Raw genomic sequence first — 12,265 nt, 5'->3', positions numbered from 1 at the left:
AAACGCCTCTATGCACAATGAAAAAGGGGCATGGCAAATGATTTTCGGTGTCAATACCATCCCCTCTTATCGTCAGCATGGCTACGCAGGAGAATTAATCCGAAAAGCCATTCTTGACGCCAAATCCCATGGCCGAAAAGGACTGGTATTAACCTGCAAAGACAAGCTGATCCATTATTATGCCTCCTTTGGTTTCGTAGACGAAGGCATTTCAGAATCTGTCCACGGAAATGTGGTATGGCACCAGATGCGATTAACGTTTTAATACGTCTGAATGTTCATTTCTCTATTCGTCAAAAACAGGATTTTTCCCATTCTGTCATACCTTTTCCTCCAACTTCACAAATCCGGATTTATAAGTTACATACCGCATACAGCGGTATGTTGACCATCCATTCCTGATCCATATACTTTAAAGCAGAAAAACGCACCGCTTTCTTAGGATGAAATTTGTCACAATATGCTTTTAAACTCTGCGACCTTATATTTGTCTCTGCTTTTACTTCAATAGGTATAATAGCATCTTCTTTCTGAATCATAAAATCTTGTTCAAAAGTAGCTTTTTCCGTTCCATAGTAATATGGTGTATACGGTGTATCTGAAATCAATTGCTGAAGCACATATTGCTCCGTAAGCGCACCTTTGAACTCTATAAAAATATCATTTCCTTCCAATATAGATGTCGCCGGCAATTCACTTAATGCTCCAAGTAATCCAACATCCAGCATAAACAATTTGTACGCAGTCATGCTTTGATACGCTTTTAAAGGCATATGCGGTTCATTTACACGATTGACCTTATGAATCAATCCGCAATCCAGCAGCCATTGAATGGCTATTTCAAATTCACTACTGCGGGCGCCTTTTTTTATTTGTCCAAAAAAGAATTTTTTATTTTCTTTTGCCAATTGCATTGGAATAGAGTTCCACACCATTCTGATTCTTGGCAACACTTTACTTTCAATATGCTTTCCAAAATCACCTTCATACTGTCTTAATATATCACTTTGAATCTGTCTGACTTCCGTATAATCCTTGTCTACCCGAAAAGCATCAACAACCGCCGGCATTCCTCCTGTGTAATAATAGTTTTTTAGCCAGAAAAGATATTTGTCTGAGAAATTATCTATAATAGAATATTCCTTTGTTTTTAGGGCATCGGCCAATCCTTTTTCTCCCATCGCATATAAAAACTCTCTGAAGTTAAGCGGATATAAATCCAACAAATCAACTTTTCCTACCGGATACGATACTCCCTCATGAATCGCCACCCCCAGCAGCGATCCTGCCGCCACAATATGATATTCCGGTGCTTCTTCGCAAAAATACTTCAAAGATTCCAAAACTTTTGGCGTATTCTGAATCTCATCCAGAATAATCAATGTATTCTCAGGCGTAATTGTTACTCCTGACTCAATATTTAAACTCATAATAATTCGTTCAATGTCAAAATCATTTTCAAAAACCGCATCCATACGTTGATTATTATAAAAAGAAATATACGCTGTTTTTTCATAACAATTCTTTCCAAATTCCTTCATCAGCCATGTTTTTCCAACCTGTCTGGCTCCCATTATAATTAAAGGTTTTCTTTTTTTCTTCTCTTTCCACTGTAAAAGATTATTCATTGCAAATCGAATCATTATTCCACCCACCCTTCACAACTAGTATACTACATTTTTTACGTTCTATTCCACTATATTTTTTACATTTTTTCCGACCTGTTTACTATTTAATTTTACATTTTTTCTAATCTTGATTAAAGTAAAACACATAGTATGACCAAATTGATGATATACCCTGCTTCAATCCAGATTGTCACTATACCATAAAAACAGGGGTCGGTAAATGACTTGAATGAACAGCTTGTCATAGTACCCGTATTCCTTTATAATAAAATCAACGTCATAACTGACCAAATAGAAATTCTATGATGAAAGGAACTTTTTATGCATACACTCAAAAATTTCATTCATTACTACGGCCCCTATAAAGTGGTCTTTTTTATTGACCTGCTCTGCGCAGCCATCATCAGCCTTGTAGACCTTTCCTATCCACAGATTCTGCGGACAGCCACCAAAACACTTTTCACTCAGGATAAAAGCATGATCCTGCATGCCCTCCCATGGATCGGCATCGGATTGTTCCTGATGTACGTAATCCAGAGCCTATGCAAATATTATGTCAGCTATCAGGGCCATATGATGGGTGCCAACATGGAACGGGATATGCGTCAGCAGCTCTTTGAGCATTATGAAGAATTGTCTTTTTCTTATTATAGCCAGAATAATTCCGGACAGATGATGAGCAAACTGATCAGTGACCTGTTCGATATTTCTGAGTTTGCCCACCATGGTCCGGAGAACCTTTTCATTTCTCTGATCAAAATTGTCGGTGCCTTCATCTTCCTTTTTGTCATCAACAGGAAGCTTGCTCTGCCTCTGATTTTCCTTGTCATTGTCATGTTTTTCTTCTCTTTCCGTCAGAATCAGAAGATGCAGCGGACATTCATGGAAAACAGAAGAAAAATCGGGGATGTCAATGCCAGCCTGCAGGATACTTTAGCCGGCATCCGTGTGGTTCAATCCTTTACAAATGAAGACATCGAGAAAGAAAAGTTCCGACGGAGCAATCAGGCATTCCTTGTTTCCAAAAAAGACAACTACAGATGTATGGGTGAATTCATGAGCTCCAATCTGTTCTTCCAGGGCATGATGTATCTTGTCACACTGGTTTATGGCGGTTTCTTAATCGCCAATGGCGAAATGTCTGCTGCCGACCTAGCTATGTATGCCCTGTATATCGGCATCTTCATCAGTCCGATACAGATTCTGGTAGAACTGATGGAAATGATGCAGAAGGGTCTTTCCGGTTTCCGCCGTTTTCTTGATGTTATGGAAACCGTGCCGGAAATTCAGGATGCACCGGATGCCGTGGATCTTGCCAATGTGAAAGGTCATGTCTGCTATGAAGATGTCTCCTTCCATTACAGCGACGATGAGACAACCGTTCTCTCCCATGTATCCATTGATATTCCTGCCGGCAGATCCGTCGCACTGGTCGGTCCTTCCGGCGGCGGTAAGACAACCATATGCTCCCTGCTGCCCCGCTTCTACGATGTAACCGATGGCCGGATCACAATTGATGGTCACGATGTCCGCACCCTCACTCTAAAAAGTCTGCGAAGCCGGATTGGCGTTGTACAGCAGGATGTCTATCTGTTCTCCGGATCCATCCGCGATAACATTGCTTACGGTAAACCGAATGCCTCAGAAGATGAAATTATTGCAGCTGCCAAACGTGCCAATATCCATGACTTCATCATGGAATTGCCCGATCAATATGATACCTTTGTCGGTGAACGTGGTGCCAGACTTTCCGGCGGCCAGAAGCAACGTATTTCCATTGCCCGGGTCTTCCTGAAGAATCCGCCGATTCTTATTCTTGATGAAGCAACCAGTGCCCTGGACAACGAAAGTGAGCGATGGATCCAGCACAGTCTGGAGGAACTCTCCAGAAACCGTACAACGATCACCATCGCTCACCGTCTGTCCACTATTAAAAATGCAGATGAAATCATTGTCCTCACTGAAAACGGCATTGCCGAACGCGGAACACATGAGACACTGCTTGATAAAAATGGCATTTATGCAGCCTATTACAACATAACCTAATATTGATTCAGTAAACCTATTCACTCATATAGGGTATTCCTCCCTGAAACATTTCTCACGGGTGTGCGACGTTTCAGGGAGGAATACCCTATATTCAGCCGTTAACAGCCAAGAACCCCAGCTTTCCCTACAACGGGTTCGTCATATCCTCGCAAATCATTTCCATGGCCGCACACAGGCCTGTTTCCAGTGAATCGATTCGGACATATTCTTCTCTTGTATGCTGTCCGCCGCCCAGATAGACGCCGAAACAGAGGGCCGGTATGCCCATAGACAATGGAATATTGCAGTCTGTGGATCCGCTTCCGAACATCGGCATCACACCGGTATTTCTGAAAATAATCCCTTCTGCCCGCTTCTGCAGCTCCGTCATTTTCTTTTTGTCTACCTGCCCCATAGAAGGCCTGTCCCCGATCATCTCAATATCTACTCTGGCATCTTCACGATCTGTATATTTATCAATAATCGCTGACATTTCTCTTTCCATCAGCTCCAGTCCCATCATTCTGTCTGAACGATATTCATAGAGAATCTTCACATCCTGAGCAATGGTATTCACTGATGTACCGCCTTCGAACAATCCTACATTGTACGTTGTTTTTCCCGGCATCGTATTGGTGTCTATCTCATAAAAATCATGAATCATATCCGCAGCCACCGCAATCGCATTGGTCGCTCCAAAATCTGCATAGGAATGTCCACCGGTAGTCCGAATACGAATCTCATAACGTCTCGAACCGACAGCCCAGATGGTTCCCGCATTGTATCCGCAATCGTAAGAAACCAACTGCCCGATTCTTCCTGTATACTGTTTCACAAGGGCTCTGCATCCCTTCAAATTGCCAAGTCCCTCCTCACAGGAATTCAAGGCAAAAACCATGGTTTGTTTTGGCACAATCTTTTTCTCAGATAAATATTTCAAAGTCATCAGAATCGCACACACATTGGTGGTATCATCCCCAACTCCCGGTGCCTTGATACAGCCGTCTTCCACAACAACCGAAATCTCTGTCTCATCAGGGAAAACCGTATCCGTATGCGCCATAAAAATATGCACCGGTGCCTCCAAATCACTGCCTTTTACCTCACAGATCACATTCTTCGCATCATCAATAAACGCCTGGCCATATCCCAACTGATGCAGATACTCACAGATAAACGCCGCTCTCCTTTCCTCATGATGGGACGGCGCCGGAATTGCTGTCAACTGACAGATCAACGCTTTGTATTCCTCAAAATGTTCCTTTGCAAAAGTTTTTATATCCATACAAATACCTCCCCAACGCCGATGACTCAATCACTCAGCGATATCTTTAATGCTCGAATTTCAGAAAAAAATAAAAACCGCCGCCACTGTCGAAAGACTTCGACAGGTGGCGACGGCCTCCTGATTCTAAATATGTTTTCTTAACAGAAAATGAACAATTGCCGACAGATACTTCATACTGTAATAAGTAAAAATAACAAGCGGTGCAATAAAGATCATTCTCCAGCTGAATACACTGTTGATGCTGAACAGTTCCGGGAATAAAATGACACAAGCCACAAAAATCACAATCATCGTGTTGCACAAAATACTTCGGATCTTATTCATCGGGTTACATACCCGCATCAGTACCATCAGGCTGACCATGCCTGCCACAATCAAATTATACGTCGCAGTCATGCCGCTGTCAAACCCAAGTACAATAGAAATTCCCTGAATCAGCAGCATATTCAGCACCATGGTCAAAGCTCCAGGCAGTGCGACTCGAAGCACATGCTTTAGGAAGCCGCTCTGGGTCACAGTCTCGGTCTGTTCTAATGCCAGAATAAAACTTGGAATGCCGATGGCCACCGTACTGATCAGTGTCAGATGAATCGGCACAAACGGATAGGAACGTCCCAATAATATAAAAATCACATTCAACAGTAATGAATAAATGGTCTTTGTCAGATACAGAGAGCTCACTCTCTCGATGTTGGAGATAATCATACGGCCTTCGCTGACGATTTCCTTCAAATGAACAAAATCTGAATCCAGCAGCACGATATGGGCCACCTGTTTCGCTGCATCACTGCCCGCCGCCATGGCGATACCACAGTCAGCATCCTTTAAAGCCAGAACATCGTTGACACCATCGCCCACCATGCCGACAACCGATTTATTGGCCTGATAAGCCTTGATCAGACGCTGCTTCTGCTCCGGTGTTACACGGCCGAAAACCGTATAGTTCTTGACAACATTTTTCAGCTCATCAAAGCTCTCCGGCAAGGTGGAAGCATCAATATATTTGTCGCCATCCTTCAGACCGGCCTTCTGGGCAATCTGTGAAACTGTCGCCGGATTATCACCGGAAATAACCTTAATCGCCACATGCTGTGCTTCAAAATAAGCAAATGTGGACGGTGCTTCTTCTCTGACACAGTCGGAAATAACAATCAGCGCTGCCGGTTTTGGTGTTCCCACCGTACCATCGGCACTTGAAATCTGATTCGTCTCCGCCAGCAAAAGTACACGATAGCCCTGCAAAGCATAGGTTTCGCTCTTCTTCAGCAATTCTTCATCATTCTTCATGATGAATTCCGGCGCACCCAGCACATAAGCTCCGTGCTCGCCAAAGGCAATGGCACGATATTTTCTCGCAGAGGAAAACGGAATCAGATCCGTTGTCTGCCATTTCTGCGTCTTTTCAAAATAATTCATCAAAGCCTGCTGGGTCGGATTGACATCATTGAATGCAAATGTGATTTCATTCATGACCTCTCTGATCTTCTCATCCGACATAGTCCCGCAAGGCACAACTTCCACCACTTCCAAATCACCGGTGGTGATGGTACCGGTTTTATCCAGGCAGAGCACATTCACACGGGCCAGTGCTTCAATAGCTTCCATCTCCTGCACCAATGCCTGCTTTCTTGCCAGACGGCCAACACCCAAAATAAATGAAACACTGGTCAGAAGTACCAGTCCTTCCGGAATCATACCGATAACACCGGCAACGGTGTTGACAATGGCATCGGATGTGGTGGTTCCCTCAATGGCTCTCTGAGAAAGGAAAAGCAATATACCAACCGGTACAATCAGGAAACCGACAATCTTGATAATCCTGCCGATGGAATCCTGCATTTCCGATGTGGCACGCTTTTTGTCTTTGGCTTTGGCTGCCAGAATCGTAGCATAATTCTCACTGCCCACATGAATAACCCTTGCCACACCGCTTCCGGCCACAAGAAAGCTTCCCGACAACATCTCATCGCCTTCATGCTTCTTCACAGCCACAGATTCACCGGTAATCATGGATTCATTGACTTCAATGCCCTGGGCTTCCAGAACCACACAGTCCGCACCAATCTGATCACCGCTTTCCAGCACCATCACATCATCCACAACAATCTCATCCAGCGGTATCTGCTTCTTCGTGCCATCCCTGATAACCGTCGCTTTCGAGGCTGTAATCACAGACAGCTTATCCACAAGACTCTTGACCTTTAACTCCTGAATAATACCAATGACTGAATTGGCAATAATCGTAAACATAAAAGTCAGATTCTTAATCTGTCCTGTCATCAGAACAAGTGCACCGAGAAAAACATTCAGAAAGTTAAAGAACGTACATAAATGCGCCCGAAAAATCTCTTTCTTCGTTCGGGATATACTGTTGGTGGTGGTATTGACCTTTCCCGCTTCAACTCTCTGGCTGACTTCACTCCCAGATAATCCCTTATAATCTTCCGTCATAAAATCATCCTTTTTATATGGTACATCATGCATCATATCTGCCGTTGTACACTTACCTGTCACTCATTTCACAAGGTTACTGTATTGATCATTCTACAGGTACAAAAACACCATTCTTCAATTCATATGGTGTTGTCTGGTAAACAAAATAATTCATCCAGTTAGAATAAATCCACTGTCCGTGGGCACTCCACTTCATCTCCGGCTGCTTCGTCGGGTCATCATCCGGGAAATAATGCTTCGGCACTTCCGGATTCATTCCCTTCTCTGCATCCCTGAAATATTCTTTCGCCAATGTATCCACATCGTACTCTGAATGGCCCATGATAAAGAACTGGGAATCATCCGCACTGCCCACAACATAAACACCGGCCTCCTCGGAAGCCGCCATAATTCTCAGTTCCGGCACCTTCTCGATATCCTCGGCTCTCACTTCCGTATGACGGGAATGCGGCGCATAAAATGTATCATCAAAACCTCTGAACAGTCTGGACTTCTTATTCAGCACTTTATGGGAAAATACGCCGGAAATCTTCTTGTCCAGAATATACTTCGGAATACCGTAATGATAATAAAGCCCCGCCTGGGCACCCCAGCAAATATGGAAGGTAGAATGCACATGTGTCTTACTCCACTCCATAATCTCGCATAACTCATCCCAGTATTCCACTTCTTCATATGGCATCATCTCCACCGGCGCACCGGTAATGATCATACCATCATAATTCTCATCCTTAATCTGGTCAAATTCCTGATAAAAAGCAATCATATGCTCTTCAGATACATTCTTCGACTCATGGGTCGCTGTCTGCAAAAGCGTAATCTCAATCTGCAGCGGCGTATTAGAAAGGCGTCTCAGAATCTGTGTCTCTGTCTCAATCTTCGTCGGCATCAGATTCAGAATCACAATCTTCAAAGGACGGATATCCTGAGACAAAGCTCTCGTCTCCGTCATCACGAAAATGTGCTCATCCTCCAACACGGACTTTGCCGGCAAATCATCCTGTATTTTAATCGGCATGTTGTCGTCTCCTCCTAAATCTATCTGTCTGCATGTGCAGACAAAACTCAATAATCAAACTAAATATCCATTAAAAATCGCTGCGCATCCATGCGGAGCGTTTACCACAGGCGGAATTTATACTCCAATTATGATAAAAAGGCTCCCATCCTTATTTTCAGCGGAATTGGGAGCAAATTCCATGTATAATAGATATTGTAATTTTTTTTGCATCTTCTGTCAAGGACGATTGACTGACTTATTTCTTATATTATTCTTAATTGTTGCATCCCGGAAAGATATTCTTTTTTCTAACCAGTCGACAAATCGGAATTAAATACAGATAGCATGCCGCTGCAAGACAATATACAGGTGCACCAATCGTAGCTGCCGGCACGGCTCCCGCAATGGACCACGGAATAAGTGCCGAAATCAAAACGGCAGAATCTTCCAGATCAACTGCTCTCTGCGAATTTTCTTGTTCTTTATACAAAACACAGCCCAGCTGCTCTGTCATCATGATCGCGATTGTCTGATTGTAGCCGACCATACTTGTAACAACAGAAAGCAGCACGATACATAAAAATCTTCCCGTCTTTTGAGAGATTGTTTTTACATATTCCGTTATGCCATCCAGCATTCCGGTGCCACTGAAAATCCCGGAATAAGTAGATGTCATACAGACAATCATCAAAACCTTCTTCATCGATAGCAGGCCACCGCCATTGATCATCTGCGCAGCCACCGGATCCCCGGCCCTGTATCCTGTCAGCATGATCCGGATAATTTCCGCTGCTGATCTGTGTTGAAACACAACACAAAGGATGACTGCACATACAATACTGAGCGTCATCGACTGCTTCACATCGACACGCAGCATCGAAAGTCCAAGCACTATGATAGCAGGCAGAATCATCCATCTATTCAGCTGAAACTCTTTTGCAAAAACATCCGATACGGAAGTGGCATCAACCTGATTGGCACCACCAAGTCCAATCGCCCCATAAATGAGACACGTCAGGACAAAAGGAACTGCTGCCGTCCTTAACATATTTCGGATATTATCAAACAGATTTGTCTCTGTCACAGAGGCCACGAGAATTGCGCTGCTTGAAAGCGGTGAACATCTGTCACCAAAAAAACAGCCTGAAATCACCGCGCCACCGCTAATTACCGGATTAACACCTGCTGTACCGGCAATCGTCATACTGATCACGCCCATCGTTGCAGCTGTTCCAAATGAAGTCCCTGTCATAAAAGAAACAAGACAATTCATCAAAAAAATGGTCACGATCAGAATAGATGGCTTAAATAATCCCGCTGCGGATGATACGATATAAGCGATTGTACCATCTGCCCGCCACATCGCTGTCATAATACCAACAATAGCCAGCACAATCAGAATATTCACAGCCTTTTTTATGCCATTGACTGCCATCCGTATTAAATCATCCAGCGCAAAGCCACACCTGATGCCTGCAGCAAGTATAAGAAGCAGCCCTGCAAGTAGTATTGTAATTATCATTGATTGACTCCTTTGACACGGCCGCACTGTGAAACGCCCGTTTATTTCTTTCATTATTATAGCGATTATCACGGCCGCCTACAAGTTCCAAATCACTGTTTTTTCCACCTGGGACCACCCAATTCTAACTCAAATGATACAATCGCAGCATAGAAAACAAATTGTTTTTCACAACTCATCAAAAATCAAATAAACAGAAAAGAAAGGAATTGATACATCAATGTTATTAACTATTATCGGATTAGCCCTCCTCTTTATAATCCTTGTAAATGTTGTTTTATTTTGTCTCGAAACAGAAGCTGTCGGCATCATCATTTCTATCATCGGTATCCTTGGTTTCCTGAGTGGAGGATATCTATACGGCGTTATTGTTGTAATCGTAGGTATTTGTCTGTATAATCACGCAAAAGAAACAAATGAAAAAGCCGAAAAGGAAAGGTCAAAAAAATATTTCCAACAAGAAATGTACAAACTTGTGGAACAATGTTGGAATAGTCAAACCTATGATTTCAATTGGAGGCTTTGGTTTGACAATAAAGATGCAATTTTCTACGGTGATTCAAGTTTAGAACTTAAAAAGACAGCTCAGGCAGAGCCTCAGAGCCTTGGAAAAGCCCAAATCAATCTGCTCAATATGTACCTTGATTTAATGACAACGGAATATCGTAAAGACTGGGCTATGAAAGAAATAAAGTCAAGAGAGCGCATCGTTTTAAACCTTGAAGATATCTTCAGTGAGCCGTTTCATGGTTCTGCTACAAATTCATTGCTCCGAGAAGTACACCAATACAGACAGGATCTTTATGATTATGTCCTTTACAAACGCAAACCACTCAATCAGGCAAAGTTATCCAGCATGATTAAACGAGGACAGGCTATTATATCTGCGTTCCATTAATCCGCTGCCCATCGATTGAAATCCAAGACTACGACTTGTAAAAAGGGAAGGATCAAGATCGACGAAACTGAAAAGAGGGAATCACTTTCGTGATTCCCTCTCATAAAAATCCTTGTTCTATGTGGCTTTGTGATTAGCCGAAGTATCTCTTCAGCAGACCTTCGAATGCCTTGCCGTGTCTAGCCTCGTCGCGGGCCATCTCATGCACTGTATCATGGATTGCATCCAGGTTCAGAGCTTTCGCACGTTTAGCAAGGTCAAATTTACCTTCTGTTGCGCCGTGTTCAGCATCTACTCTCATCTCAAGGTTCTTCTTTGTGCTGTCTGTAACAACTTCGCCAAGGAGTTCTGCAAACTTAGCTGCATGTTCAGCTTCCTCATAAGCTGCCTTCTCCCAGTATAAACCGATTTCCGGATAACCTTCTCTGTGAGCCACACGAGCCATTGCCAGATACATACCAACTTCTGAACATTCACCTTCAAAGTTCGCTCTTAAATCACTCATGATATCTTCCGGAGCGCCCTGTGCAACACCTACAACATGTTCTGCAGCCCATGTCTTATCTGCGGACTGTTCTTTGAACTTGCTGGCAGGCTGCTTACAGACTGGACAAAATTCTGGTGGATTCTCACCTTCATAAACATAACCGCATACTGTACAAACCCATTTCTTCATAATTATAATCTCCTTTTCATACTTTATAATATCCTGTAACCATTCCGATCCATACTAACTGCCTTCAGCTATATGCCCGCTGACTGCTTCCCCATTAAACGGAACGGTTGCGATTAATATGTTTCTTTCAAAACAGAAATCATTACTGTTATCTGTATATTACACCACTTTTCCCGCCTTGTCAACTATTTTTTTCATTTTCCTTGCATTTCCCGCAGGTGCCATAAAACAGAACGAAATGACCATCTATCTCACCGTCAAAACCATCCTTCGCAAGCACATCGATATGTTCCAACGGTGACATATGCAAATCTGAAACAGCCCTGCATTTCTTGCATACAAAATGATAATGCTGTGATGTATCTGCATCATAATGATCCTGTCCTTCCCCGCATGAAAAGCGGAGAATCTCTCCCTGATCCACTAATAAAGAAAGGTTTCTGTAAACCGTCCCAAGACTGATCTTCGGATACTCTTCCCGCACCGACGCGTAAATCATATCTGCTGTCGGGTGGTCCTTCCGCCCTTTCAGGCAATTAATAATAGACTCTCTCTGTCTGCTGTACTTCAATCCCGGCATACTAATCTCCTCTGTTTCTATACTCATCAATAAATATTTATAAATAGTAATCGTTATCATTATTTTAATATATAAACATCATTTCGTCAATATCAATTTCTCATATTCTCTACATTTTCTTGAAAAAACATATCCAAACACAGGATTCATTCTTTTACACTTCTGCCCATCACAGCGTGCAGTCAAAACCA

10 protein-coding genes are annotated in these 12,265 nt (G+C 43.0%); 3 read left to right on the top strand and 7 right to left on the bottom strand.

What is annotated here, in order from left to right; translation table 11 throughout:
• A partial coding sequence (locus WMO25_RS08065; protein ID WP_349084886.1) for a GNAT family N-acetyltransferase occupies positions 1-265 on the top strand: 265 nt, incomplete at its 5' end.
• Positions 266-353: 88 nt separating this feature from the next.
• On the opposite strand, the gene WMO25_RS08060 is transcribed toward WMO25_RS08065, so the two are convergent.
• Entirely contained in the window at positions 354-1,628 is a 1,275-nt protein-coding gene (locus WMO25_RS08060; RefSeq protein WP_349084888.1) for an ATP-binding protein, read from the bottom strand.
• Between the two features lie 321 nt (positions 1,629-1,949).
• On the opposite strand from WMO25_RS08060, the gene WMO25_RS08055 reads away from it, so the two are divergent.
• Positions 1,950-3,674 carry an ABC transporter ATP-binding protein gene (locus WMO25_RS08055; RefSeq protein ID WP_349084885.1) on the top strand — a complete coding sequence of 575 codons (1,725 nt, stop codon included), beginning with the start codon at positions 1,950-1,952 and terminating at the stop codon, positions 3,672-3,674.
• Between the two features lie 127 nt (positions 3,675-3,801).
• Here the strand turns inward: WMO25_RS08055 and WMO25_RS08050 are convergent, their stop codons facing one another.
• The 4 genes from WMO25_RS08050 to WMO25_RS08035 form a co-directional block, all read right to left on the bottom strand.
• Positions 3,802-4,941, bottom strand: coding sequence for a M20/M25/M40 family metallo-hydrolase (locus tag WMO25_RS08050; RefSeq protein WP_349084883.1), 1,140 nt, complete (start codon positions 4,939-4,941; stop codon positions 3,802-3,804).
• A 126-nt stretch (positions 4,942-5,067) separates the two neighbouring features.
• Positions 5,068-7,458 (bottom strand): HAD-IC family P-type ATPase, encoded by a 2,391-nt coding sequence (locus WMO25_RS08045; RefSeq protein WP_349084881.1) that lies wholly within the window; start codon positions 7,456-7,458, stop codon positions 5,068-5,070.
• A 25-nt stretch (positions 7,459-7,483) separates the two neighbouring features.
• Positions 7,484-8,416 carry a homoserine O-acetyltransferase MetA gene (metA, locus tag WMO25_RS08040; RefSeq protein WP_015515284.1) on the bottom strand — a complete coding sequence of 311 codons (933 nt, stop codon included), beginning with the start codon at positions 8,414-8,416 and terminating at the stop codon, positions 7,484-7,486.
• A gap of 256 nt (positions 8,417-8,672) precedes the next feature.
• Positions 8,673-9,920: a Na+/H+ antiporter NhaC family protein gene (locus WMO25_RS08035; protein ID WP_349084880.1), complete on the bottom strand. Its 1,248-nt coding sequence runs from the start codon at positions 9,918-9,920 to the stop codon at positions 8,673-8,675.
• Positions 9,921-10,140: 220 nt separating this feature from the next.
• Between WMO25_RS08035 and WMO25_RS08030 the strand changes: the two genes are divergently transcribed.
• A complete protein-coding gene (locus tag WMO25_RS08030) occupies positions 10,141-10,818 on the top strand; it encodes a hypothetical protein (protein ID WP_349084878.1) in 678 nt (225 codons plus the stop codon).
• Between the two features lie 133 nt (positions 10,819-10,951).
• On the opposite strand, the gene WMO25_RS08025 is transcribed toward WMO25_RS08030, so the two are convergent.
• Together WMO25_RS08025 and WMO25_RS08020 are read right to left on the bottom strand one after the other, a co-directional pair.
• Positions 10,952-11,494 (bottom strand): NADH peroxidase, encoded by a 543-nt coding sequence (locus WMO25_RS08025; RefSeq protein WP_221718921.1) that lies wholly within the window; start codon positions 11,492-11,494, stop codon positions 10,952-10,954.
• A gap of 181 nt (positions 11,495-11,675) precedes the next feature.
• Positions 11,676-12,074: a Fur family transcriptional regulator gene (locus WMO25_RS08020; protein WP_117527187.1), complete on the bottom strand. Its 399-nt coding sequence runs from the start codon at positions 12,072-12,074 to the stop codon at positions 11,676-11,678.
• Positions 12,075-12,265 lie beyond the last annotated feature (191 nt).

The sequence above is a fragment of the Coprococcus intestinihominis genome, assembly GCF_040096555.1.
Classification (GTDB): domain Bacteria; phylum Bacillota; class Clostridia; order Lachnospirales; family Lachnospiraceae; genus Coprococcus_A; species Coprococcus_A intestinihominis.
This window is presented reverse-complemented; position numbering and strand designations above follow the sequence as displayed.